Annotated in this window: 28 protein-coding genes, 1 other RNA gene and 1 pseudogene; 7 read left to right on the forward strand and 23 right to left on the reverse strand. The window is 42.8% G+C overall.

The features are described from left to right. Nucleotides 1-6: 6 nt before the first annotated feature. The 7 genes from AC5JM2_RS28640 to AC5JM2_RS28670 all read right to left on the reverse strand — a co-directional run bounded on the left by AC5JM2_RS28640 (nucleotide 7) and on the right by AC5JM2_RS28670 (nucleotide 4,251). Nucleotides 7-1,053 carry a PDDEXK nuclease domain-containing protein gene (locus AC5JM2_RS28640; RefSeq protein ID WP_495838371.1) on the reverse strand — a complete coding sequence of 349 codons (1,047 nt, stop codon included), beginning with the start codon at nucleotides 1,051-1,053 and terminating at the stop codon, nucleotides 7-9. After that, the gene (locus AC5JM2_RS28645) at nucleotides 1,043-1,855 is read right to left on the reverse strand and encodes an N-6 DNA methylase (protein WP_495838373.1); all 813 of its coding nucleotides are present in this window, start codon (nucleotides 1,853-1,855) and stop codon (nucleotides 1,043-1,045) included. Before AC5JM2_RS28645 ends, AC5JM2_RS28640 begins: the two co-directional genes overlap by 11 nt. Next, a complete protein-coding gene (locus AC5JM2_RS28650; protein WP_495838375.1) occupies nucleotides 1,830-2,075 on the reverse strand; it encodes a helix-turn-helix domain-containing protein in 246 nt (81 codons plus the stop codon). The genes AC5JM2_RS28645 and AC5JM2_RS28650 overlap by 26 nt, the downstream gene beginning before the upstream one ends. Then, nucleotides 2,075-2,215, reverse strand: coding sequence for a hypothetical protein (locus tag AC5JM2_RS28655; RefSeq protein WP_495838377.1), 141 nt, complete (start codon nucleotides 2,213-2,215; stop codon nucleotides 2,075-2,077). Before AC5JM2_RS28655 ends, AC5JM2_RS28650 begins: the two co-directional genes overlap by 1 nt. Nucleotides 2,216-2,221: 6 nt before the next feature. Further along, nucleotides 2,222-2,911, reverse strand: coding sequence for a TniB family NTP-binding protein (locus AC5JM2_RS28660; protein WP_495838378.1), 690 nt, complete (start codon nucleotides 2,909-2,911; stop codon nucleotides 2,222-2,224). Nucleotides 2,912-2,979: 68 nt separating this feature from the next. Beyond that, on the reverse strand, nucleotides 2,980-3,804 hold the full coding sequence (locus AC5JM2_RS28665) for a Mu transposase C-terminal domain-containing protein (protein ID WP_495838380.1): 825 nt from the start codon (nucleotides 3,802-3,804) through the stop codon (nucleotides 2,980-2,982). Between the two features lie 288 nt (nucleotides 3,805-4,092). After that, entirely contained in the window at nucleotides 4,093-4,251 is a 159-nt protein-coding gene (locus tag AC5JM2_RS28670; protein WP_495838382.1) for a trypco2 family protein, read from the reverse strand. Between the two features lie 430 nt (nucleotides 4,252-4,681). On the opposite strand from AC5JM2_RS28670, the gene AC5JM2_RS28675 reads away from it, so the two are divergent. Continuing rightward, a complete protein-coding gene (locus AC5JM2_RS28675; protein ID WP_169268536.1) occupies nucleotides 4,682-5,098 on the forward strand; it encodes a XisH family protein in 417 nt (138 codons plus the stop codon). Then, nucleotides 5,086-5,421 (forward strand): XisI protein, encoded by a 336-nt coding sequence (locus tag AC5JM2_RS28680; RefSeq protein ID WP_169268535.1) that lies wholly within the window; start codon nucleotides 5,086-5,088, stop codon nucleotides 5,419-5,421. Before AC5JM2_RS28675 ends, AC5JM2_RS28680 begins: the two co-directional genes overlap by 13 nt. Nucleotides 5,422-5,736: 315 nt before the next feature. On the opposite strand, the gene AC5JM2_RS28685 is transcribed toward AC5JM2_RS28680, so the two are convergent. Next, nucleotides 5,737-7,083: a cytochrome P450 gene (locus tag AC5JM2_RS28685; RefSeq protein WP_495838385.1), complete on the reverse strand. Its 1,347-nt coding sequence runs from the start codon at nucleotides 7,081-7,083 to the stop codon at nucleotides 5,737-5,739. A gap of 355 nt (nucleotides 7,084-7,438) precedes the next feature. Then, entirely contained in the window at nucleotides 7,439-8,815 is a 1,377-nt protein-coding gene (locus AC5JM2_RS28690; protein ID WP_495838387.1) for a cytochrome P450, read from the reverse strand. 199 nt (nucleotides 8,816-9,014) lie between these two features. Between AC5JM2_RS28690 and AC5JM2_RS28695 the strand changes: the two genes are divergently transcribed. From AC5JM2_RS28695 to AC5JM2_RS28715, 5 genes are all read left to right on the forward strand, one after another. After that, nucleotides 9,015-11,228, forward strand: coding sequence for a phosphoketolase family protein (locus AC5JM2_RS28695; protein WP_495838389.1), 2,214 nt, complete (start codon nucleotides 9,015-9,017; stop codon nucleotides 11,226-11,228). Between the two features lie 104 nt (nucleotides 11,229-11,332). Beyond that, entirely contained in the window at nucleotides 11,333-12,205 is an 873-nt protein-coding gene (locus AC5JM2_RS28700) for an NgoPII family restriction endonuclease (RefSeq protein ID WP_495838390.1), read from the forward strand. Further along, nucleotides 12,202-13,290 (forward strand): DNA cytosine methyltransferase, encoded by a 1,089-nt coding sequence (locus AC5JM2_RS28705; RefSeq protein WP_495838392.1) that lies wholly within the window; start codon nucleotides 12,202-12,204, stop codon nucleotides 13,288-13,290. Before AC5JM2_RS28700 ends, AC5JM2_RS28705 begins: the two co-directional genes overlap by 4 nt. 303 nt (nucleotides 13,291-13,593) lie before the next feature. Continuing rightward, nucleotides 13,594-13,821, forward strand: a complete 228-nt coding sequence (locus AC5JM2_RS28710; protein ID WP_495838394.1) for a DNA-binding protein — start codon at nucleotides 13,594-13,596, stop codon at nucleotides 13,819-13,821. Nucleotides 13,822-13,825: 4 nt separating this feature from the next. Continuing rightward, complete coding sequence (locus AC5JM2_RS28715) at nucleotides 13,826-14,077, forward strand: hypothetical protein (RefSeq protein WP_495838396.1); 252 nt, start codon at nucleotides 13,826-13,828, stop codon at nucleotides 14,075-14,077. Nucleotides 14,078-14,476: 399 nt separating this feature from the next. Here the strand turns inward: AC5JM2_RS28715 and cbiD are convergent, their stop codons facing one another. From cbiD to AC5JM2_RS28785, 14 genes and pseudogenes are all read right to left on the reverse strand, one after another. Continuing rightward, the gene (cbiD, locus tag AC5JM2_RS28720) at nucleotides 14,477-15,559 is read right to left on the reverse strand and encodes a cobalt-precorrin-5B (C(1))-methyltransferase CbiD (protein WP_495838398.1); all 1,083 of its coding nucleotides are present in this window, start codon (nucleotides 15,557-15,559) and stop codon (nucleotides 14,477-14,479) included. Between the two features lie 123 nt (nucleotides 15,560-15,682). After that, nucleotides 15,683-16,071: a transfer-messenger RNA gene (ssrA, locus tag AC5JM2_RS28725) on the reverse strand. 96 nt (nucleotides 16,072-16,167) lie between these two features. Next, a complete protein-coding gene (locus tag AC5JM2_RS28730) occupies nucleotides 16,168-16,560 on the reverse strand; it encodes a class I SAM-dependent methyltransferase (protein ID WP_495838400.1) in 393 nt (130 codons plus the stop codon). A 101-nt stretch (nucleotides 16,561-16,661) separates the two neighbouring features. Further along, on the reverse strand, nucleotides 16,662-17,609 hold the full coding sequence (locus AC5JM2_RS28735) for a F0F1 ATP synthase subunit gamma (RefSeq protein WP_495838402.1): 948 nt from the start codon (nucleotides 17,607-17,609) through the stop codon (nucleotides 16,662-16,664). Between the two features lie 242 nt (nucleotides 17,610-17,851). Next, complete coding sequence (gene atpA / locus AC5JM2_RS28740; RefSeq protein WP_495838404.1) at nucleotides 17,852-19,369, reverse strand: F0F1 ATP synthase subunit alpha; 1,518 nt, start codon at nucleotides 19,367-19,369, stop codon at nucleotides 17,852-17,854. A 123-nt stretch (nucleotides 19,370-19,492) separates the two neighbouring features. Next, the gene (atpH, locus tag AC5JM2_RS28745; protein WP_495838406.1) at nucleotides 19,493-20,047 is read right to left on the reverse strand and encodes an ATP synthase F1 subunit delta; all 555 of its coding nucleotides are present in this window, start codon (nucleotides 20,045-20,047) and stop codon (nucleotides 19,493-19,495) included. 2 nt (nucleotides 20,048-20,049) lie between these two features. Continuing rightward, nucleotides 20,050-20,598, reverse strand: coding sequence for a F0F1 ATP synthase subunit B (locus tag AC5JM2_RS28750; protein WP_495838408.1), 549 nt, complete (start codon nucleotides 20,596-20,598; stop codon nucleotides 20,050-20,052). Nucleotides 20,599-21,120: 522 nt separating this feature from the next. After that, nucleotides 21,121-21,552, reverse strand: coding sequence for a F0F1 ATP synthase subunit B' (locus AC5JM2_RS28755; protein WP_495838410.1), 432 nt, complete (start codon nucleotides 21,550-21,552; stop codon nucleotides 21,121-21,123). Between the two features lie 162 nt (nucleotides 21,553-21,714). Further along, nucleotides 21,715-21,960 carry an ATP synthase F0 subunit C gene (gene atpE / locus AC5JM2_RS28760; RefSeq protein WP_008233924.1) on the reverse strand — a complete coding sequence of 82 codons (246 nt, stop codon included), beginning with the start codon at nucleotides 21,958-21,960 and terminating at the stop codon, nucleotides 21,715-21,717. A 191-nt stretch (nucleotides 21,961-22,151) separates the two neighbouring features. Beyond that, nucleotides 22,152-22,910, reverse strand: coding sequence for a F0F1 ATP synthase subunit A (gene atpB, locus AC5JM2_RS28765; RefSeq protein WP_495838412.1), 759 nt, complete (start codon nucleotides 22,908-22,910; stop codon nucleotides 22,152-22,154). A 122-nt stretch (nucleotides 22,911-23,032) separates the two neighbouring features. Further along, nucleotides 23,033-23,485 carry an ATP synthase subunit I gene (locus tag AC5JM2_RS28770; RefSeq protein ID WP_495838432.1) on the reverse strand — a complete coding sequence of 151 codons (453 nt, stop codon included), beginning with the start codon at nucleotides 23,483-23,485 and terminating at the stop codon, nucleotides 23,033-23,035. Nucleotides 23,486-23,823: 338 nt separating this feature from the next. Then, nucleotides 23,824-24,171: pseudogene (locus AC5JM2_RS28775) on the reverse strand (SAM-dependent methyltransferase); the annotation flags it as partial. A gap of 100 nt (nucleotides 24,172-24,271) precedes the next feature. Beyond that, a complete protein-coding gene (locus tag AC5JM2_RS28780; RefSeq protein WP_495838414.1) occupies nucleotides 24,272-24,652 on the reverse strand; it encodes a type II toxin-antitoxin system VapC family toxin in 381 nt (126 codons plus the stop codon). Then, nucleotides 24,649-24,915, reverse strand: a complete 267-nt coding sequence (locus AC5JM2_RS28785) for an AbrB/MazE/SpoVT family DNA-binding domain-containing protein (RefSeq protein WP_495838416.1) — start codon at nucleotides 24,913-24,915, stop codon at nucleotides 24,649-24,651. Before AC5JM2_RS28785 ends, AC5JM2_RS28780 begins: the two co-directional genes overlap by 4 nt. Between the last annotated feature and the right edge of the window lie 346 nt (nucleotides 24,916-25,261).

Genomic DNA, 25,261 nt, shown 5'->3' on the forward strand with positions numbered 1-25,261 from the left:
TTTAAATCATTCTTCATCCTCTACTTTTACAGATAAAGTCTCTAGTTCTGCCTCCAATTGCTCAATTGTGGGTAAACTTCCTTGCAATTGTTCTGGTAGAGTATCCCGTAGTTGATAAGTTGAAACTCCAATTGGTTTATTCATTTCCCGCAGAGCATATTCTACAATTGTTTGATTCTTCGTCTTACATAAAATCATGCCGATTGTTGGTTTATCATCTGGGTGACGCAATAAATCATCGACAGCAGAAACGTAAAAACTCATCTTGCCGGAAAATTCAGGTTGAAAATCTTCAATCTTCAAATCAATTACCACATAACAGCGTAAATGTAGATGATAAAATAATAAATCTATATAAAAATCTTGGTTCCCTACCTCCAAGTGATATTGGCTGCCAACAAAGGCAAAACCAACCCCTAATTCCAAGAGAAAATCACGAATATGTTCTATTAAAGCCTTTTCTAAATCACGTTCTAGTGCTTCTTTTCCTAAACTGAGAAAGTCAAAATTATAAGGATCTTTTAATAATTGTTGTGCTAGTTCTGATTGTGGTTTGGGTAGGGTATTTTCAAAGTTAGTAGTCGCCTTGCCTTGGCGATGATATAACCCACTTTCTATCTGATGCACTAATATATTTCTACTCCAGCCATTTTCTATAGTTTTTTGTACATACCATAGCTTTGCTGAAGAATCTTTGACAGCATCCAAAATACGGACATTATGCCCCCAAGGTATTTGTCCAACAAGTTGTTGGACAATTTGTTGATCGGGGTAAGCTTCTGCAAAGGCTCTCATATAAAGCAAGTTTGTACGCGAGAATCCCTTCATATCTGGGAAAGCTGCTTTTAAATCTCTGGCGAGACGTTCGATAACTTTTGCACCCCATCCCTGCTGCTGCTGTCTGACGATAATTTCGCGCCCGATTTGCCAATAAAGTAATACTAACTCACGGTTTACAGACAAAGCTGCTTTTACTTGGGCGCTGCGTATGCGTTCTTTTAACTCCCGTAAAAAGTCATCATAGCCATCCATTGGTGATAACTTATCCGCCATACCCCAACCCGCGTAAATTCTCTTTAATTATTGCCTCTAGCTTGGCACTCTCAATAAACTGCTGCTCTAACTTCTTCGTCAAATGCAGCATTTTCTCCTCAAACGCCTCATCATCATCCTCAACTTCCTCAGCCCCTACATATCGCCCCGGCGTGAGAACATAACCATGTGAGACAATTTCTTCTAACTTGGCACTCTTACAAAAACCAGGGATATCCTCATACTCCCCCGCTTCCTTCTCACCCCGCCAAGCATGGTAAGTTTGAGCAATCCGTTTTATTTCCTCATTTGTCAATTCCCGATGTACTCGGTCAAGTAAAACCCCCATCTTCCGCGCATCGATAAATAATGTTTCTCCACTGCGATCGCGAAATTTACCATTTTTCTTATTCCGGGCAAAAAACCACAGACAAGCCGGAATCTGGGTGTTGTAAAATAACTGCCCTGGCAATGCCACCATACAATCAACCAAATCCGCATCAATAATGGCTTTGCGAATATCACCCTCTCCCGAAGAGTTAGAACTCATCGAACCATTCGCCAACACAAAACCAGCAATGCCGTTACTTGACAAATGGTGAATCATCTGCTGTACCCAACCATAGTTAGCATTACCTACGGGTGGAGTACCATATTTCCAACGGGTATCTTCTCGCAACCTCTCCCCTCCCCAATCGCTCATGTTAAAAGGGGGATTCGCTAGGATAAAATCTGCTTTGAGGTCTTTGTGCAAGTCGTTGTGGAAAGTGTCAGCATTGCGATCGCCAATATTCCCATCAATGCCGCGAATTGCCAAATTCATTTTGCACAGCAGCCAACGCTTCTAACTCCTGCGGTGTCGGAAATGGGTTCAAATAAAACTTCTCCCACCGTGAAATAACTGCACCAATTCCCGTTAATTTACCTAATTGAGTTGCAGTTAAATAATTTTCCCGACGAAAACGACCTAAAAAATGACTTAAGCTTTCTCCTTCGAGCGGCTCTACTTGAAAAAATCTTGGTTCTTTCGCAGGTATTTCCATTACTCAAACCACTCCAAAACCTCATCCAAAGTAGCCTTATCAATATTTTTCAAACCTTTTCTTAAGGATAAAATCGCAGCCCTTCTTAATACCCTATCAACCAAACCAATTTTGCCACTTGTTTTTTGATATAGAGGCATTAAAGTTTAACTTTTTGTTAAATTAGATGGCACAGGTAAACACAAAACTTCATCTTCCCAAATTTGTACAAATTCAGGGAATTTCTTTTCCGATACTAATGGTAATCGGTAACATTCTATAAATCTATCGTGGATATATGGCTCTTTTTTAATGAGATTATCCAGACCATCTGTTCCCACAAGAACAATTGAAACGTTCAACAAATCATATATGCGGGCGATTTCACTAAAAGTATTTAACTTCAAAAAGTTAGCTTCGTCGATAACCAGCATTTCAACTTTAGACTCCTTTAGAAGCCTTAACACTCGCCGTCTCAGATCTGTAAGTTTTCCTGAAGTCGCATCATATTTCAAACTCTCAAGTATTAAAGTTAGCAACTCCCCAGCCGAACAATCTCCAGGGACTTGCATATATAAGACGGGTACAAGATCGCGCTTACCTGTTCTTTTCTGCGGCTTATTCAGCAGTTTATAAACATCACAAGTCACCGACTTACCTGCTCGTGGTGGTGCAACAATTCGACCGCATTGTTTAGAAAGACGCAAACTGTCTAACCAGTCATGAATTTTTTGGATATGCTCAAGTTCAACGACACTAGGAGTAATTAGCCGTTCAATTATCGGCAGTAATTCTTCCGGTATCGGGTCATCACCCCAGAAATTTTGTACCCACTTCCGCAAATAATCTTCTGCCATAATCAGTGGTTTCTCAAATTTTTAAAATGCATTCAAAATCGATAGATAACACGCAAACCTCAATCAGATTAATCATCGTAGTCTTTGCGAAGTTGCTCGTAGTCAAATACTCTGGGGCGACGCTTTTGAGGTTGAGGTATTTCTTCTACAGTTTCTACTGGCTTGTTAGTTTGAGACGGTTTTACAGAACGCACCTGAGCTTGTTCTTCTTTCTTGCGTTCCTTGTGACTCTTTTTCTTTTGCTTAATAAAAGTATCTCTATCCTGCACTTCTGCAAGGATTGATTTATTACTTAATTGCTTGCCTGTATTACGGATTTTCCGATTTGCAGCTTTTGTCTCCTCTAAGGAAATTTGCTCGGTTTCTAAGTCAATCGCATGAGCTTGAGACAGTAGCACTTCCTTACCTGAATCTTGACGATACACGAACACAGTTGATATATCTCTGGGGTCATATCGCAGCAACACACTTTCTCCTGCATAAGCTGCCAGGTAATCTCCGCGATACATAATGTTTTCAAAGCTTACATATCCGCCTTTGTAAATGCTGCGGCGGGTCTTTTTCATCAAACAGATATCTAATTGCCGCTCCTCAATTAAATTTGGCAGCGCAGGTAATCCCGCTTCCCAGCGTTGAAACCTGGTTTGGTTTCCACTGCGAGCATCAATTCGCTGATTGTAGTTATCAACGATGTAGCGCACCAATAGCAGATGTAGTTCCCGCAGCGTAATGCAAGCTTCTTCTTCGGCATTTTCTGGACGTTGTTGAATATTAGAACCCAGATAGCCATACAACCCAGCGAGAAAATCTGTGTTGATAGTGCCAAAACTGCGTTCTTCAATCCCTCCTTCTGATGGGCGATCGCGTAAATGACATTCAAAACCAAGTTGCAAACCAATTTGCGTTAAATGCTCGGAGCGAAAATCCTTACTGTATGTTGAGGACTTTCAGAACTTGAGCGCTCAGGCTCATCTTCTTTTGAACCCATCAAAAAGCTTCCAGAAGGAATGGCTACCATCTCTAGCTGCACATCGCCTATGACTCTTTTTGCCCAAGCGATCGGTAAAAATCTTCTGCAAAAGCACTGTCAGTAGATACATTTATAGAGTACGTCATTGCCACTACAGCCGGAATGCCTTTACCGATCAAGTTCTGAGCCACCCCGTTGAAAACAGAATCACTTAAACCAGACCACTTACCTCGCCTCTACTGCCTAGCACATTGATTTTAACACTTCGCTTTGCACCTGCTTTGCCCGTTCGCTTCACAGTGACTTGTAGTTCCAGTTCCACAGACTCAACAAACAAGAACGGCGCATCCTTATCCTTTCCTGGTGTCACTCAGAGAAGATCTTCTTTAACTTGTTGGATAAACTCAGCCAACTCAATCGGGCTTTTATCGTTTTCAGACATTTGTTTTTGTACAGTTGATACAAGATAAAAATTATATTACCGAGCTAATCGTCATTCCTTTTGAATGTTTATTAGCTTACTACATGTGGTATAGGTACAAACAAAAGCAACTTATGCAGTTTTGAGAAACTCCATGACCCCGTGTTTACCGTTGTTCTGTGTGCTGGTGGCGGATGTTCTTATGATTCATAATAAAGAAACTATGCAACTTTTTACAAGAAGAACTAACCCTATATTCTTGCAAATGAAAAACTTACTTGTAACAAATGAGAACCTTCGCCAAGCCCGCAACTTGTTCCTTCCTCGCCTGATGAACGGAAGCATAGCAGTGTAGAAAATCCTTTATAATGCTTATATTATGCCAGCCAGAGATATCTTTCACAACGCAGTCAAAAAAGGGCTAGAAAAAGAAGGGTGGAAAATTACCCATGATCCCTTACCCGTCAGTTTCGAGTTAGGGGATATGTACATAGACTTAGGCGCGGAAAGAATTCTAGCAGCAGAAAGAGAGGGTGAAAAAATTGCTGTTGAAATTAAAAGCTTTTTTAAAACATCTGCGATTTCTGAATTTCACACAGCTTTAGGACAGTTTATTAACTACCGACTAGCATTATCTGAACAAGAACCAGACCGTACTCTCTATTTAGCAGTTCCCATCGATACATATACTTCCTTTTTTACTATCAGACTTGTACAAAACATTATTAAAACATATCACCTTAAATTGATTACTTATAAACCTGTAACGGAAGAGATAATCGAATGGATAAACTAACAAAATACCAACAAATAATTCAGCAGCTTATCCAAGAATATGCTGCAATTTCTAGTCAAGACTCAGAAATTGAAACCCAATTAATTTTTGATACAGAACATCACCACTATCAACTTGTAAATGTCGGCTGGAAAAATGACCGTCGTGTTTATGGTTGTTTTTTACATCTAGACATCAAAGATGGTAAAGTTTGGCTGCAACACAATGGGACAGAAAATGAAGTAGGAGAAGATTTAGCGAATTTAGGTATCCCCAAGCAGGATATTGTCATCGGCTTTCATTCGCCATTTAAGCGCCAATTTACAGATTATGCTGTGGGTTAAGGCTTTTTGCTTACAGAAAACACCAAAAGGAGAAAGCAAACACAGCTTAAGGATGTTTTCAAAGTATTATATAGAATTCCTATTTTATTTTTACGAAGCTAGGTACACCTTTATTCCTTCTTAAGCGTTCGGGTGTTCCCTGTTCCCTCCTCCTATGAGTTAGTTCACCCTATGGCTAACGCCACGCCTTACGGCTATCGGGGAGAACCTCCGGTTCCGCTAGCCCCTAAGGGGGCGCTGCGCAAACGCTAACGCCAGATGCCTCTGTCGGGAAACCCTACTGCAGCACTGGTCTCACCAAATTCAACTGGATTCCTATATAAAAGCTTTCGTTTTATTTATCTGGTTAGTCACAACCATTTGTACACCACCAGAGGGAACAATCGTAATTCCGCGACGTACTGGACGCACTGGATGCTTATCAGTAAGCTCTAGCTGAAAACGTGACAAAATAGTTGCTGTAACTAATTTCATTTCATACATAGAAAATGCTGCGCCGATACAACCGCGATAACCTCCCCCAAAGGGTAAATATTCATAAGGTGAAAATTTTTGATTGAGAAATCTTTCTGGTTGAAATTTTTCTGGTTCTGGGTAAGTTTCTGCACGTCGATGAGCTAAATAAATACTGGGAACTAAAACTGTTCCAGATGTCAATTTTTGACCGGCAATTTCTACTTTGTCTTTTACCATTCGTGGCGTACAAATAAGAGCAATGGGGTGAAGTCGCAGCGTTTCCTGACAAATAGCACTAAGGTATGGTAATTGAGTGATAGTTTCGGGATTAAGTGTATTGCCTGAAGTCTTCAATTCCTGTATCAGCTTGTCTTTTACTTGTGGGTGGAAGTGAATTAAGTAAAATAGCCAAGCTAAGACAGCAGCTGTCGTTTCATATCCTAAAAGCAACAGTGAAACTAATTGGTCACGTAACTCTTTATCTGTCATTTGCTGCCCATTTTCGTCACGCGCAGACATCAGCAGACTGAGAATATCTGTACGTGAAGCATCATTAGATAAACGTCGTTCATAAATCTCTGCATAAATCAGTTTGTCAATTTCCTCGCGACGTTTTTGGAAATTTCCCCAAGGACTCCATGCACCTAAATCTTTTTGTAGTGGTGGAAAGAAAAAGAAGGTAGAATATAAAGGTTTAGTCACATCTTCTAATAAAGAACTCAGTAGTTGTTTTAATTTTTCATAACGGACACCGGGACTTATTCCAAATACTACTTGTAAAATAATTTGTAAAGTAATATCTGGCATGACATGCTGTACAGAAATAGATTTGCCAGGTGTCCAATTTTGAATAATATTTTCAGTGATTTGGCAAATGACTTGACCGTAAGTTTTCATACGGTCGCCATGAAAGGGTGGCATCAATAATTGGCGTTGGCGATTGTGCGATCGCCCCTCTTGCAAAACAATCGAATTCTCCCCAAACAAAGGCTCAAAAACATGAGTTGCCTTCTTAAAATCCAAATCTTTAGCAGGCACAGCAAAACACTCAGCGATCGCTTCCGGACTACCAAAAAACACCACTGGCGGCGAATTTATCCCTAATACTCGAACCGTGAACGTGTCACCATACTTAGCCGCACAATCTTCTAAAAACCTCGTTGGATTAATAATTAATTGCAGTGTTTGTTTCAAAGAACCAATCATAATAGAACTTCAGATATTTATTTGTTGTTTTAACTTCGTTAGGACTTACGCCGAAGAGATCCCCCAACCCCCTTGAAAAGGGGGCTTCTAAAATTCCCCCCTTTTTAAGGGGAGCCAGTGCGTTGGGCGGGTTCCCCGACTTGTAGCACCTGGCGTGGGCTAGGGGGGATCGAGGTTTCGGGTTTTCAGTGCGTAAGTCCTGTTCGTGTCTTGGCGGTATGCCCTAAGGGGCAGGCTGCGCGAACGTTTTCTTCAAATTTCTCACTCAAAATTTATAGGTAAGGCATATGCCTTACCTACAACTACTCAGTTATTCTGCGTAGAAAACTATATCAAAATATTGTTCATTAAAAACTTAACCAGCGATAGATTCCAAAATTTTAGACTTCACCACTCGCTGACCTTTAACAACTATTTGGATAGAACGGTTGGGACCTGAAACCAAACCACGGCGTTTTGAGCCCACATCACGGTTATCAACCAGCGCCAATTCCCAGCGCGACAGGATGGTAGCAAGCACAACTTTCATTTCAAACTGGGCAAAAGCCATACCTATGCAACGCCTGACACCACCACCAAACGGCAAATACTCATAAGCTGAAAATTGCCTTTTCAGAAAACGTTCTGGCTTAAACTGTTTGGGTTGGGGATATAAATCCTCACGCTGATGAGTCAGATAAATCGAGCCCATGACAAGTGTACCTGGTTCAAGTTCGTGTCCAGACAACGATACGGGTGTTCTCACCACTCGTGTAAAGGTAAGCATCGCCACTGGATAAATCCGCAAGGTTTCACAGCACACAGCATTTAAATAGGGTAATTTGAAAATGGTGCTGGGGTCTGGGTTATCGCCCAAAGTATCAAGTTCTTCTAGAAGTTTTTCTCGTACTCCTGGCAGTTTGTGAATCCAGTACAATGCCCAGGTTAACGCTGTGGCTGTAGTTTCGTGACCTGCTACTAACAAAGTCATTAACTCATCACGTAATTCCTGATCAGTCATTGGCTGGTTTGCTTCATCCTTCGCCGCCATCAGCAAGCTGAGGACATCTGTCCGCGATGAGTCTGGTTGCTCTCGCCGTTCGCGAATTTCCGCGTACAGCATTTGGTTAACTCGTTCCCGGCGGCGCAAGAACTTTCCCCAAGGCGTGAGTGGACCTAAATCCCGTTGTAGGGCTGGAAAATAAAGGATGAGCGCTCTTACAGGAGAACGCGCCCCTTCATCCATCATCAGACCTAAAACTTCTTCCAATTCTTGGGCGCGTGAACCTTCATATAAGCCAAACACGGCTTGCATCATCACCCGCAGGGTAATAGCTTGGATTGCAGAACGTGCACAAAAGGGTTTGTCTATCTGCCACTGGCTGCTAATTTCTTCTGTAATATCGCCAATAACCTGACCGTAGGTTCGCATTCTGTCACCATGAAACGAAGGCATCATTAACTGTCGTTGACGCTGGTGTGCCTTACCACTAAGAGTGATGACAGAATTCTTGCCAAGCATAGGTTCAAAAGGAGTATTCCAGTCACTCGGAGCCTCAAACTCCTTTGTGTCACTTGTCAACATCTGCTGCATCGCCGCAGGATTGCTGACAAAAACCACCGGACGACTTAGCTGCAATGTGAACATATCCCCATAGCGTTTAGTACAAGCTTCCATAAATGACATGGGGCTGAAAACCCACTGGAGCATTTGTACCAGCCCTGGAGTTTGTGGTCCATTTGGTAGTTTCATAAGCTTTGTTTTTTGCTTTTATTCTTTTTTGCCACTGAAATTCAAAAAATAAAATTAAATTTTTTGAATTTAGATTGAATATCCTTATATTTATGTTGCGAAAGAACAATAAACTGTTACAACCTGAAAGTTGTAAAATTTTTGTTAAATTGAACGAGCATCTCCGGTGTCTCCTCATACTTAAATTAAGGTACTTAGCATGACGGCAACAACCCCAAAGGAAACTTCAGCGGCTCCTAATTTTTGTGAAGGTATTCAATACTTTGGTGAAGCAATCCCCAGTTTTGAAAAATATGGTGGAACACCTGTCATAGAGTCAGGAAAAGTGGCGATCGCCAATCCTGATGATCCAACCGCCGCCTTCCAAACCTTACTAACTGCTGACGCTTTGCGTTACCTAATACTGCAAGTCACAGCAAGTAAAGCTTCTGGACACCCAGGTGGTTTTGCTTCTCAAGCGGAAGCTTATGCAGCGCTTGTCATGCTCGGTTACAAAAACATTATTACCGAAGTGGGACACCACGCCCCTGGATTTTATAGTGCCATGTTCTTGGATCGATCACTAGAGGACATGGGAATTGAGACAGTGCAACAATTGCGCGATCGCTTCCGGGAAAAACATGGGCTATTAGGACATCTTTCTGGCTATATTCCTGGTATTCTTGGACCAGCAGGTCCTTTAGGACAAGGGCAACACTTTGCAATGTCAGCTGCATTGTTGCACAAAGACAAGCTTTTTCCCTTCACCGTTGGCGATGGTGGACTGGGTGAACCGTATATCATGAGTTCAATAGCACACTTTCACACCGCTTTTCCAAGTGTCACCAACTTTTTGCCAGTGTTGGTGTGGAACGGTTATAGCCAGGAACACCACAGCATGGTGTCTCTCAAAACCAATGAACAAATGACGGCATACTGGTACGGTAACGGTTTTGAAAAAGTCGTGTTAGTCGATGCCAAAGACTTTGATGATGCTAACCAAAGCGGGGATTATGTTGATAGTACCGCCTTTTCCTTTGAGCAGCGGCTAGCTTTTACCAAAGCTGTACTCACAGGTGTAGATGAAGCAGCACGTTCTGCATTGAGTGGTAAGCTAACCGTATTTATCATAAAACAACTCAAAGGTGCAGGAGTCCATGCACGAGGTGCCAAGTCTCACAACCTGTATCCTAAAGACACTTTGGACGCTCCCCATATTGTAAACGCATTGAAAGAACGTGCCTTACCTCCAGAAGTTTGGCAACTCGTGCGGACAAACTGTGAACGTGCAGGTGGTGGTCCTGCAGCAAAGACAGTTGTGACAGAATTTGAATATAAGTTGCCAGAATTAGGCGAATTGCCTTTGGAAGAATATCCAGTGGGTGGCGAACCAAAAGTTTCCACCACAGCTATGGGAAGATTGGTAGGAAAAGTTGGACAGATAGATAGAAATTTCTTGGTAACTAACGCCGACGGTAACGAAGCATCTGGTATTGCCAATATTAACTCTGCACTCAAAATTATCCACCCCACGACAGATGACTTATATAACCAAGCGCCCAATGGACAAGTGTACGAACCATTGAGTGAAGATGCTTGTGCGGGGTTAGCTGCTGGTTTATCGTTGATGGGTGCGCGGACTTTGTGGTGTTCCTACGAATCTTTTGCCATCAACGGTTTACCAATTTGGCAAACAGTCACGCAAGCAATGGCAGAATTGCGGCGTCGCACTCCCTCAACTATTACGTTATTCACCGCTGGTGCATTAGAGCAAGGACGCAACGGTTGGACTCACCAACGTCCGGAAATTGAAGCTTATTTTGCTTCGTTAATGCGCAATGGTAATGTTTTCCCATTGTTTCCTCCTGATGCTAACAGTATTCAGGTTTGTTATGACTGGGCGTTGACGACTAAGAATAAGGGAATTGTGATTACTGCGAGTAAGTCACCATTGCCAATTCGCACTACTTTTGAACAAACAAGTCAAGCTTTACGCGATGGCGCAGTCGTGTTACAAGAAGTTTCTGGTAATAAGAAAGTTGTGTTTGCCGTTATTGGGGATATGACATTAATACCAGTCTTTGAAGCTGCTGCTTTATTAGAAAAAGAAGGTATTGGTGCAAGAATTGTTTCTGTTATCAACCCCCGTCGTTTGTATCGTCCTCATGATACTGCTTGGGATATTTGTTCTGAAGCTGATGGCGATTTTGTGGATGATGCAAAATTTGCTGAACTCTTTGATGGGGATGCACTTATTGGTGTGACTGGTGGTGCTGCAGCGATACTAGAACCCATCATGTTACGGAGTACCAGCAAGCGGGATACCTTTGCGTGGAAGCGTGGGGAGACGACGGCGAGTGCTGGCGAGTTGATGGGGTTTAATGGCTTGACTGCAGAGGCGTTGGTGAAGCGGGGGATTGAGTTAGTGGATTAGATTTAGCAATCTGATACGATACGGTATTGCCGCTCTTCACACATGAGGAGCGGCATAATCTTTCTTATCTCATTAAAATATAGTAATAAACTTAACATATATTTATGGCAGACTTACTTAAAGCAATTAAAACAATTGTTGATAATCCCATTCCAGATTTAGTCAGTTACTACCAAGGGAAAAATAGAATTAACAGTATTGGTGATGCTTTAGAATGTTTTGTAAAGGATATCTTTGCCGAAACTTTAAGTAAAAGCGAGCAGGCTCTAAAAAATGAGAGATATTCTGAAGTTTTCTCTTATATAGGGAATCAGAACAACCCACCCGATCTAATTTTAAAAAATGGTGATGCAATAGAAGTCAAAAAAATAGAATCACTCAAAGCAAGTATTGCATTAAACAGTTCCTATCCAAAATCGAAATTATATTATGATAGTCCACTGCTCACAATGCATTGTCGTCAATGCGAAAATTGGCAAGAGAAAGACATTATTTATGTAATTGGTGTTCCAAAAGAAAAAAAACTGAAACTTCTTTGGTTCATATATGGTGATTGCTATGCTGCCGACAGAAAAATATATGAAAGAATTGCTAAAAAAATTAGTAGCGGCATTAAAGAAATAAAAGATGTTGAATTCTCTAAAACTAGAGAGCTAGGAAGAGTGAATAAAGTAGATCCTCTAGGAATCACTTATTTGAGGATTAGAGGAATGTGGGGAATAACAAATCCTATAGATGTTTATGATTATATTTTTCAAGCTCAGGCAACAGATAATTTACAAGTAGTCGTAATTATGAAAGAAGAAAAGTATTTATCTTTTTCTCCAGAAAGTCGAGAAGAAATAGAAGCTATCTCTAATGTTAACTTCCAGAATAAAAATGTTAACATTAGAGATCCGAATAATCCTGCCCAACTTCTTCGTGCTAAAATATTTATCTATAAAATTCCAAAAAAGTTAGTTAATGAAGAAATATGAATATAGTGTCTCTATTTTCAGGTTGTGGAGGTTTAGATTTAGGCTTTGAGCAAGCTGGATTTAAGACAGTCTGGGCAAACGAATATGATAAGTCAATTTGGGATACTTATGAACTTAATCATCCAGATGTAAAACTAGATAAAAGAGATATTAGAGCTATTGAACCTGATGATATACCTGACTGTATAGGTATCATTGGTGGTCCTCCTTGCCAAAGTTGGAGTGAAGCTGGTGCTGGACGAGGAATAAATGATAGCAGAGGTCAGTTATTTTATGATTACATTAGAATTCTTAGAGAAAAAAAACCTCTTTTTTTTCTAGCTGAAAATGTCAGTGGGATTTTAGCCCAAAAGCATAATAAAGCTTTTACAAATATTTTATATCAATTTAAAGATGCTGGATATGAGGTAACTTATAAATTGCTCAATGCTTGCAATTATGGAGTACCCCAAGATAGAAAACGGGTAATTATTGTAGGGTATAGAGAAGAGATGGGGGGAACCTTTGAATTTCCCTTGGAAAGCAATCACATTTTAACTCTTAGAGATGCTATCTACGAGCTAAGTGATATTGAACCGACACCAGTAGCAGGAGAGGTATCTAAAACTCATTCATTAGTACCTAATCATGAATATATGGAAGGTAGCTTTTCTAGTATTTATATGTCAAGAAATAGAGTCAGAACCTGGGATGAGCCATCTTTTACAATTCAAGCAGGTGGTAGACATGCTCCGATACATCCTCAAGCACAAAAAATGATTTGGGTTGAGAAAGACAAATGGATTTTTGATCCTAATTCATTCAAACCGTACCGGAGATTATCCGTTAGAGAATGTGCAAGAATTCAAACGTTTCCAGATAATTTTATTTTCAAATACAACAATCTACTTGATGGATATAAAATGGTTGGAAATGCTGTACCTGTATTGCTAGCCAAAGAACTTGCCAGTCAAATAATTATAGATATAAAAGAATACCAAAATTTGGGTTTTTGTCATCATGTGCGTCGTCACAAATATCCGACACAACTCACATTATTTGAACCCAGTTGTTTGACACAAAGAAAAATAATATGCGCCGACTAAGAGTGGCTGGTGGGTTGTCAAGTTGGCTATATACTTTCAGGTAATTTTTGTGAGTTGAGTTGAGGTAACATAACATAAGCGCTCAAATATCTTTAGTATAACTACCTGCGTTGGATGAATACAAAAAAAGTGTCAAATAACCCGTCGAACTACAACTGAAAAACTGGACTTTGCCTTATGAGTGTCGAAATATGCTTCCAGGTAACGGCAAGGAGTAGGGCGATAAGCCGGGGGCTTGACGCTACGCGTATCGCCTTAAATTTTTAAGCAAAATAGAGGTAGTGACATCCTGGGGCAACAAAAATGACTGTACAAGATAAAAATCAGCGTGTAAAAATCAGCTTGGATTTGTCACCTGAACTGTATGAAACATTAAAAAATGTGGCTCAACAGCTTGATGGAGATATGGCTGAGGTTCTGCTGAAAGGTATAGTTTTGATGCTGATCGCAGTAGAAGCAAAGCAAAACAGGAAGCATTTGTGGATTACTGACGAAAATCAAACTCCAGAGACTGAAATTGTTGGCATTTAACAGAATGGCAGATTTAAAAGATTTATCCAATTTAATTGCCAAACAAGGTAATAATCCGCTGATTTTATCATCACTAAATGTGCATTCTCAAGAAGACGCAGTGCTTGAACGAAAGCTGCGGGAACTAAAGTATAAACAGGAACTAAGGAAAGATTGGATTTTGTTTATTGTCAGAGATGTCGTAGTTTTTTCTGCTGCCTTTGTTTTCTTTTTGGCTGTCAGTGGTTACTCGCTCTTCACTTTGATTAAGAGGTAGTACATCTGAAGATGAAAATAAGTTTGCTACCACAGTTTTAGCTTTGATAGTCACAGGATTAGTAAGTTTAAGCAAGTCGGTGCAATAAAACCAAACTGTGTGAAAAAAAGTAAATAAGGCTGATTACCGACATTACACCACAAGGACTAGATGGATTATTTACCTCGTCCCAAGTAGACGAATTGGTTTGTTTGCTTGAATAAGTTCATGCTCGGGCAGTCGCTTAGTGTCACCCCGGCACTGGCTCCCCTTATATCATGTTCGCCTAATTAGTTATAATTCGATGCATCTGTGCTAATATCTGAAAACTCTTTCTCCGGTGCTCCCTACCCCCTGCCCCCGAAGAGCCTTAATGATAAGTCTTTAACCGGACACGATATTACACCCTCCCCTACACCCTTAGTTTTGATCAAAACTCAAAAGTTCTTTTGCGTGCAAGTCTCGGCTGATGATTTCGCCTTTGCGGTCAAACAATACAGTACCAACTTTCAGGGCAACATTAGCATATTTTTGCACGTAAGCAGTAGCCTTGTGACTAATTTTTTCAGCGAGTATCCCAAATACTGATTCTGCCAGTCCCAGTTCGATTAATTTTTTGTGTGCTGCATCTGCAGTCTTAGCATCTAAAATTGCTCGTGTTGCTTGTACATCACCACCAACAGCAACAACTGCTGCACTCAAAATTTCTAATTTGGCATCTGCTAAATGACTAGACGTATTGAAAATGCCACCAGCCAGCTTAATCAGTTTGCCATGATATCCCAGCAGCAAAACAGAAGTTGCTTGATATAGTCCCGCTTCTACAAGCATTGCACCAATCCAGTTGCCAGTTTGCACAACTGCTGACTCTGGTATGCCTAGACGTTGTGCAACTTGCATACCATTGCTACCAATACAAAACACCAAACCAGGACAAAGTTTGACCTTAGCCTGCAACGACAAACGAAATTCTTCTAAATAGTCAGCCGCCGACAAAGGTTGAGAAATTCCACTGGTTCCCAACAAAGCTAACCCTTCTAAAATCCCAAAGGCTTCATTGGAGGTACGTTGCGCCAATTGACGACCTTCAGGAATAATAATTGATACCGTTACAGTTTGCTGTGGGGGAATTAGAGGTAGTAAATTGGCATCAAACAGGCGACGGGCATAGCTGTAAATCGCTGGTTCTCCAGAGGCTGTTTTTCCTAAACCCTCTCCTGCTTCTAAAATCAAGGCTTGGGATTGCCTTTGTGACAACTTTACCCAAGCCCAAATGGGCGTGTTCTTTGTTAAATCTAAGTTATCACCTGGATCACTGAGTGTTACTGCCAAAGCACTCTGGGAGTCTAAAGCTGCAACTTGAGAAATCGAAATTTCTGCTGTTTCAGAAAGCAGATCAATCTCAACCGAGAGTTGAGAATCTATTTTTTCACGCAGATGCATAAGAGCAGCCTTCGCAGCGGCTACTGCAAACACTGGCAAGGTGTAACCTGTACGAGCCATATGGTTGTTAATTGACGTTCTCCTTACTTTTAGTAAGGATACTCCCAAACTACTTTTGAAGCGCCCATAAAAAACGAAATCCGCCATCACATAAAATTGTTAGGCGGATTTACGGATATTTTTTAGTGGATCCGAGCAGAGTCGAACTGCTGTCCAGACTGGGTATTGACCCCCCGCTCGTTCACAGGCTTAGCCTCTTTTACCCTCAAGGCGGGGAACGTTCATTATCCCGAACGCTAGGATGCTCTGGTTAAGTCTTAGCTAACAAGCGAACCAGAGACACTTGCTAGAGCATCCGTTGGGGGTTGGTCTCTAATCCTTAACGGAGTCAAACTAGAGACGCTCGAACCAAAAAGAGGTTATTAGGCAGCTACTAGAGCTTGCTTACGAGCAAAAGGTACAATGTTGTTTGCATTTACTTTATGTTGAGCCTTGGATTTTCGAGAGACGACTCACTCTCGACCTGTTTCACAAAGTAGCTTTCGCCAACCTGTCGAAACCGTGACGGACCCATGTGTTTTACCTATAGTACTATTATAGTACGCTATTTTTAAATGTGCCACTCAGGAGCCTAAATTTAAGATTTTGGTGGGATTTGGTCTTCTGGTTCATGACAGTGCTGCACAGAAACACAACGTGTCTTTGTGAGAACTTGGTTGTAGACCGTCAGTATAGTTGGCGCATAGGGTAATGTCTTTGTAACCGTTTTCCTGCAAACACATGATAAATTCATCTCGCCCAAACCAGTGCTGGGGTAATCGCTGTAACTCTGTGGCAATGAGTTCTCCGTCCTTTGAGGAGTCGATGCCCTCAACATTCAAATCAGCTTCTAGCAGCGGGATGAGTAGTCGTCCCCTGCCAACCATCGCCTCAAGAATTCTGCCACCAATTTTAGAAAGATGTTTGATGTAGTATGGAACGTCAGGGTACTTTCCATCAATGGGCTTGGTGATATCATAAACCTCAGTACACAAATATCCATATGTCGTCAGTGTGATCATTAGCCTCCATTGGTGAAAAAGCCCCAACAATTAAAAATAGCTAATTGCTAATTTCAACACAACTAGCAATTAGCTATTATTCATTTGCTATGAGCAATTTCCTAACCTAGTGCTTCAGCACCGCCGACCACCTCTAGGATTTGCTGGGTAATTGCTGCTTGCCGCGCTTTGTTGTAAGACAAAGTGAGGGCACCAATGAGTTCTTTGGCGTTGTCGCTGGCATTGCTCATTGCTGTCATCCGCGCCGCAAGTTCGCTGGCAGCTGATTCTTGCAGCGCCCGCAAAAGCTGGTTACTCACATACAGAGGTAGTAAGGAATCGAGAATCTGTACTGGATCTTGCTCGAAAATCATGTCACTGGAGAAAGTACGGGTTTGAGCGCTCACTTTCTCTCGTGTGACTTCAAATTCACCACCACGGGTTGTTAAGCGGAAGATTTCGTCATCCTGTGCTTCCAAACCTTGAGTGTCAAGAGGAAGCAAGGTTTGCACCACAGGACGAGAACTCACCAACGAAACGAACTTGGTGTAGACAAGCTCAATACGATCTACAGTGTCTGACAAGAACAGAGAAAGCAATTCGTCAGCAATCTTGTTAGCTTCAGCAGCGGTAGGAATTTGCTCTAAACCAGTATAGGTGGCGTCTATCGGTTGTTCGCGACGTTGGAAATACTGGGTTGCTTTGCGTCCTACGATGACAAATTTGTAGTCTACACCTTCTGCCTTGAGTTCTTTGGCGCGATTTTCAGCACGTTTGATAACGTTGTTGTTGTAGCCGCCGCACAAACCGCGATCGCCTGAAACCACCAACAACCCTACTGATTTAACTTCCCGTGTTTTCAGCAGTGGTAGGTTTGCTTCTTCAAAACGCAGACGGCTTTGTAGACCGTACAAAACTTGCGCCAAGCGGTCGGCGAAGGGACGGGTGGATAGCACCTGTTCTTGAGCGCGACGCACCCGCGCTGCAGCCACCAGCCGCATGGCTTCTGTAATTTTTTTGGTATTTTTTACTGATTGAATGCGATCGCGTATTGCTTTGAGATTTGCCATACCCTTTTACAAGAATTTAGAATTTAGAACTTAGCAATTCCTGAGTTAGGAGTCAGCTATCTTCTGACTTCTAACTCCTAACTCCTGTCTTAGTACAATTGCCAGGAAGGTTTTTTATTCAGAATTCTAAACTCAACAGACAACTAACATCTTTTAGCTGACTCCTGACTCTTGAGTCCTGAACGGCAGTCGCCTCTAGTCGGGAAACCCGCCCACAGGGCTGCCTCCTCCTGACTCCTGATTTACGCTGCCGAGAACGTTTTCTTGTATTCGTTAATTGCGTCTTTCAAGAGTGCTTCTTCTTCATCACCCAGTGCTTTCTTAGATTGAATTCCTTTAACGTACTCAGTTTTGCTAGTCTTTAAGTACTCGCGCAATCCTTTTGTGAACTCAGTAACTTTCTCGACGGGGATGTCATCTAAGTATCCGTTAATACCAGCGTAAAGAAGAGCGACTTGCTCATACACCGATAGCGGCGCGTTTTGTGGCTGTTTCAAAAGTTCCCGTAAGCGCGCACCCCGTGCGAGCTGGTCTTGAGTTGCTTTATCTAGGTCAGAGGCGAATTGTGAGAAGGCTTGCAGTTCGTCAAACTGTGCCAACTCCAGCTTCAATTTACCAGCAACTTTCTTCATTGCCTTGGTTTGAGCAGCGGAACCCACCCGTGATACGGAAATACCAGGGTTAATTGCGGGACGGATACCAGAGTTGAACAAGTCGGAAGACAGGAATATCTGACCGTCTGTAATGGAAATTACGTTGGTGGGGATGTAAGCAGATACGTCACCTGCTTGAGTTTCGATGATTGGCAGAGCAGTCATGCTACCTTTACCCAATTCGTCACTCAGCTTAGCTGCACGTTCCAACAGACGTGAGTGGATGTAGAACACGTCTCCAGGATAAGCTTCCCGTCCGGGAGGACGACGCAGGAGCAAGGACATTTGGCGATAAGCCTGAGCTTGCTTGGAGAGGTCATCATAGATAACTAGAGTTGCTTTACCCTTGTACATAAAGTACTCAGCAATCGAAGCACCTGTATAAGGAGCCAAAAATTGCAGGGTCGCTGCTTCACTGGCGTTAGCGGCTACGACAACGGTGTAGTCTAGAGCACCTTTTTCTTGTAACGTCTGCACAACGTTAGCTACGGTGGAAGCTTTTTGACCGACTGCGACGTAGACGCAGATCACGTCTTCTTCTTTTTGGTTGATGATGGTATCTACTGCGATCGCAGTTTTTCCAGTCTGACGGTCACCAATAATCAATTCCCGCTGTCCACGACCGACGGGAATCATCGCGTCGATAGCTGTGATACCAGTTTGCATCGGTTCGTGTACCGAACGACGCGCCACAATACCTGGTGCTGGAGATTCAATCAAACGGGTTTCTTCGGTCTTGATTTCTCCCTTACCATCAATTGGACGACCTAAAGCATCGACAACTCGTCCAATCAAAGCATCTCCCACGGGTATTTGAGCAATTCTACCAGTGGCGGTTACGGAGCTACCTTCTTGAATATCACGACCTTCGCCCATCAGCACCGCACCAACGTTGTCTTCTTCTAAGTTTTGGGCGATGCCAATTGTACCGTCTTCAAATTCCAGTAGCTCACTAGCCATGGCCTTGTCTAGACCATAAATACGAGCAATACCGTCACCTACTTGCAGAACGGTTCCAACGTTAGCAACTTTGACCTGTTCGTCGTATTGTTCTATTTGTTGCTGAATAATGTTGCTGATTTCGTCTGGTCTGATGCTAATTGCCATTTGTCTATCTTCTCTTTATTGCGAGACTAAACATTTTACACTCAGCAGTTAATCAGTTCTCAGTTCTCAGTTCTCAGTTCTCACTGTTCACTGCTCATTGTTTACTGTTTACTGTTCACTGCTTTAAGAGCCACTTAAACGCAAGGAGATACGGCGCAGCTGGCCCCGTAAGCTGGCGTCAATGACTTGAGAGCCTACCTTAATAATCACACCACCAATTAACTCGGGGTCAATTTTTGTCTCTAATTCGACCTCGCGAGCTTTTGTCAATGCGATGACTTTATCCCTGACTGATTGTTGCTGCTCCTCTGTGAGGGGGACAGCAGAAATCACTTCCGCCAGAGCAATTTGTTTAAGTTGCCGCAACAGCACCAAATATTGCTGTAAAACTGGTTTCAGCAATGAAATGCGCCGTCTATCTACCAGCAGCAATAAAAAATTGCGGAAATATGCGTTAGCGCCGTCACCAAGGATACGGTTGATGACTCCCTTTTTGTCATCTAGCGACACAAATGGGTTCTCAAGAAAATTTCCCAGTTGCTCACTTTCACTCAGCAAGGTTAGCAAGGAACGCACATCTTCGCCGAACTGATCTGTTAAATTTTTGGATTGTGCGACTGACATCAACGCCTGTGCGTAAGGCTGGGATATTTCCGCCATTGCGATATTACTTTTCATCCCTAAGCTCCCAATAGCGCTATGCTGCGGTCAATTAATTGCTGTTGAGCGTCGTCGGCAATGCCTGTCTGTAGTTCTGACTCGACTTTTTGCAATGCCTTAGACACTACATATTGTTGCAGTTCGGCGATCGCCCTGTCTCTTTGTGTGTCTAAATCCCTAGCAGCTGTTTCTTTCAAACGTTCTACATCCTGTGCTGCTTGCGCCAAAATGGCTTCACGAGTTGCTTGTGCGTTTTCTTGTGCTGCTTTACGGATGCGTTGTGCTTCTGCCTGAGCCTGGGTTAATTGTTCCTGAGCTTTGGACAAGGCAACAGCTGCCTCTTTTGCCTGAGCTTCTGCTTCTTTGATTACCGTTTCAATACTTGAGCGTCGTTCGCTGAGGATATTGCTAAGAACTTTACGCCCAAAGTAGAATAGTATGCCAACCAGAATCGCCAGGTTAATCAGATTGGTTTCAAAAATGTCTATGTTTAGACCGAAACCGCCTTCTGAGTGACCTTCTGCCACCGCTTCTGTGGCTAGTAAAAAACTACTTCCAATGATACCCATCTACAACTGCGCTGCTCCCTTGCTTAGTAGGTTGAAAATTCCCTAAGGGAAAAAAGGTGCCACTTTTGACACTTATTTAACCGTTGTGGGACGACTTGCGCCCCGCTACGTATATACTTATCGAATTATTGTGAGATCGCGCATTGAGCTACTGCCATACAGAACTTGACTAAACTTAATATAAGACTAGCCACTCAACTAGAAGTAATTTCTAGAGGATCTGCTTCCTGCTTCACCCAAGGGAGTCGGCTCCTTCTTGTGAGGCAGTGCGTTGCGGTGAATCCAGCGCTCTTTGGAGGGTCTCCCGACCTAGGCGACTGGTGAACCCGGAGGGAGCCAGTGCGTTGGGGAGGCACTCCGCTCTTGCGGGTTTACCCACTTGTAGACGCCCGGAGGGCTTCCCGCTTTCTTAGCACCTGGCGTGGGGTTCCCCCCGTTGTAGCAACTGCCGTCCTACAGGCGTAAATTCGGGGGTAGCCCACCCTATTTTTTAGAGCAACAACTATTCTTTTTTCTGAAGCTCTATTTAGCTAAAACAGGTCCCAATAGTTTTTCTAGTATCTGCCTGCTGAGAGCATCTACTTGTTGATCTAGGGAACGCAAAGCTTCCTGCTTTTGCTGTTCTATTTCAAGTGCCGCTTGTTCTCGTTGAGCTTGAGCTTCCTTTTGCGCTTCAGCGATTTTCTGATCAGTGGTTTTCTGAGCTTCTGCTTGAGCTGCAGCGACAGTCGCTTGCGATTGTTTACGAGCTTCTGCTAATTGTTGCTCATATTCTTTAGTTAATCGCTCAGCCTTAGCCAAGCGTTCACGAGCATCAAGGTTATTCGTTCGGATATAGTTATCGCGATCGTCTAATGCCTTGGTCAGTGGCTTATAGAAAATAACATTCAATAGAGCTGCCAACAGCAGAAACTGCACTGCCATCAAGGGCAAGGTTGCATCGAAATCAAACATTTCTCTCCTCTTTGGCTACAACAGCAGTTTTCACGGGCGAAAAATCATCTTACTTTTGATCATCGTCGATACCCCATAGCCATCACGGGGTCAACTTTCTTCCTCATCAACTATAGAGACGTGAACATTCACGTCTCCAGAATTAAGGAAAAGTTTTAGGTTTTAGGAAAATGGGTTAGCAAACAGTAGTACTAGGGCAATAACCAGACCATAAATGGTAAGGGATTCCATGAATGCCAAGGTTAACAGCAGAGTACCGCGAATTTTACCTTCTGCTTCTGGTTGACGAGCAATACCTTCTACTGCTTGTCCTGCAGCATTACCTTGACCAATACCAGGACCAATCGCAGCCAAACCAATTGCTAGAGCAGCAGCAAGAACGGAAGCAGCAGAAACTAATGGATCCATGTTGATTTTCCTTACCTTGAGTACGAAACGAACGATTTTTGTGTTTAGATTTTAGATTTTAGATTTTGCATCGAATTGAACATTCGGGCATCCAAAATCTAACATGACATCAACTGAGGGTTCTAAGCAGTGATCACTTACCAGTTACCAGTTACCAGTTATAACTCTTTATTGATCACTGTTCACTGATTTTAATGTGCTTCCTCATGCTCTTCGTCACCATGTCCCTCCATCGCCTCATGAATATATGCCGCTGCTAAGGTGGCAAAAACCAAGGCTTGAATGGCACTGGTAAACAAACCTAAAGCCATCACTGGCAAAGGTACAAACAGAGGAACCAAAAGAACCAGCACTCCTACAACTAATTCATCCGCCAAAATGTTACCAAATAGACGGAAGCTTAGGGAGAGGGGCTTGGTGAAATCTTCTAGAATCGCGATCGGTAATAGAACCGGCGTCGGCTCTATATACTTTTTGAAGTACCCCAAACCACGCTTGCTAAAACCTGCGTAAAAGTAAGCTAAAGAAGTCAACAACGCCAGTGCTACTGTCGTATTAATGTCATTGGTTGGGGCGGCCAACTCTCCCGATGGAAGTTTGATGAGCTTCCAGGGAATTAAAGCACCCGACCAGTTCGATATGAAGATAAACAAAAATAGTGTGCCAATAAACGGCACCCAAGGACGGTACTCTTTCTCTCCAATCTGGTTTTTTGTGAGGTCTCGAATAAATTCCAAAGCATATTCCATTAAGTTTTGGATGCCACTGGGAATTTTTTGGATGTTTTTAGTAGCTGCTAGTGAAGCTACGACCAGAAGACCTATCACAAACCAGGAGGTGAGGAAGACCTGTCCATGCAGTTTTAGATTGCCTAACTGCCAGTAGAAATGATGACCTACTTCTAGTTCTCCAAAGGGAACAGAAGTTAGGGCATTCAGAAAATTCACCATTTTCCTAACCTAATCTATCATTTCTCCAATCTTACCTGGAGAAGTGGAGCGGGTTCGCGGGGTGGATTTTCCTCCTGGAAAAGTTCCGTCCTCCCGCACAGTTTGCGCTTTGCTGTTTATGGTTACCGGAACTTTGACAAGTCAGAGGCAAATGCCCCTCTAACTACGTAAATGAGGAGCGTTGCTTTATAAGTAAGAAATCCCAAAAAGATGGGTAAGATTTGCAGTTGATTCCATCGCGATGCTAGTAGAATGACCCCTACTAATAACGCAAATCGAGTTTTACTCAACTGTTTTTTTTCTCCACTCAAACGCTCAACATCTTTTGCCAACATCCTCAAGTAAACCACACCTGTACATGCTCCAAGCAAATAATTTAGGGCAATGTTCAGGGAATAAGATATCCAAACAGAGATGAATATAATCCCTGTCAAGACAAGAGTGATGAGCAACAACTCTTGGTAGAGTCCATAGAACTCCTGCATCGAGTTGTCTGGTTCTGTGTCCTCAAAACCAGGTCTTGAATCTTGTCGTGTTGTTGGTGTGGGATCAGTTGATTCGTTTGACAAGCTCACGAGACTTGAAACCAGTACAGCTAATTGTGTTGACTGCATCTTCAGCCAGCTGAATCATATCACGATTGGGTAACAATACTTTAGAAAAAAACAATTAACTTATTGTCACCAAACAAAAGATACCGAGTAGATGCACCAAGCACAAAAAGGATAATTAACACGGAAAAGATGGATGAACAGGACAAATCTTTACCAATCCCTCTATCCTGAAATTCCGTGTTGACAGCTGTGGCGAGATTGAGGAGTCGCAATCAACTTGAAAGGTAAATCTCCTCTTAATTTCTATTCTACCTTTTCCCTCGTCGCCTGCTTTGTTTGGATTTTGGCAATTTGTTTGGTTAACTTGGTATCAACAAAATCAGCAGCTGTTGCAACAGCCGCCTTCTCACTCCATCTAACCCCAATGATGAGCTGGTTAAAATCTCCCCTACTGTTGAGAGACCATTGCAGCTTTCTAAGAACTTCAACTCTTGTGGTGATAAATTCACAATCTGGTAATCGTAGTTGAAGACACATTGACTGGGAAAACCATCCATGCAAGGATTTCGCTCAGCAATTGCCGTTAATAAATCATTATCCGCTGACCAATCAACTTTTGGTAAAGGTGGGCGACTCAGAAAAAACTCGTAGTGAGTCACTTTTGGATCTAATAACTCTATCAAACGATAACGCTCAATTTCACTTAACCTTTCGTATTCCAATTTTGCATTAGTCTTGGGGGCGATCTGCGCTCCGCGCAGCAGCGTTTGCGCAGCGCCCCCTAAGGGGCTAGCTATCGCCCTTTCATCACCGAACCACCTGCACATCCAAAGATAAACCGAGCGTTGTCCAAATGCGATCCGTCGTCAAAACCGAAGCATTGAGCCGCATTCCCAAACTCAAGCAAGCGCGATCGCCCAAAGACAGACCAGCCTGTCGAGTTTGCAACCAGAGTCTTCCCGCCATCTCGGCATCTTCAGGAGTAAAGGGAGCGCAGATCAGCCCTAACGCCTCCAAATCCTCGCGCATTCCATCTATCACCACACCCACAGCTACAGATTTCTGCACCACCTCCGCCCAATTCACACTCGAAATCACCGACTCAGCCAGCACGACTTCAACCGCTTCACCCCCAGGCTCATCCTGCAAATAGGCTAGCATTGCTGACGCATCCAAAACCACTGTCATGCGCCCACTTCCCGCTTAGCTTCCTCGCGTCGTTCCGCTATCAACTCATCTGCCAGACTTTTCTGTTTTGGCAATTGCGAAAACCTAGCTTTCAGCCGCTGTTTAATCGCCTCCTGCTTTTCCAAAATCAGCCGCCCGTCTTCAGGACGAGCGACTAGCGTATCTCCTTCCTCAAAACCCAACAGCCGCCGCAGAGCAGCAGGAATCACCAAACGTCCTTGGCGACCTAAATGGACTTCAATATGTTTAGATGATTCGACCATAGATCCACTCGTTATGTCACATCATCTCTATATGTGCCACAAAAACTCAGTCCGTGGCAATATAGTAGTAATACCGTTTCACTTTAAAGTTAATACATATGGGCAAGCAGGGGGAGTAGGGGAAGTAGGGGGAGTAGGGGAAGTAGGGGGAGTAGGGGGAGTGAAATGTATCAGGATTTTCCTCAAAGGGTATAAGAAGTAATTTGTAGGGTGGGCACTAACGTATCCACAATCTTTCCCTCTCCTTAATAAGGAGAGGGATGCCCGATAGGGCAGGGTGAGGTAAAAACGTGGTGCGATTCGTTGCTAGTAGAATCACGGTAAACAGCCCGTACATACACTAGCC

The organism is Brasilonema angustatum (assembly GCF_059505445.1).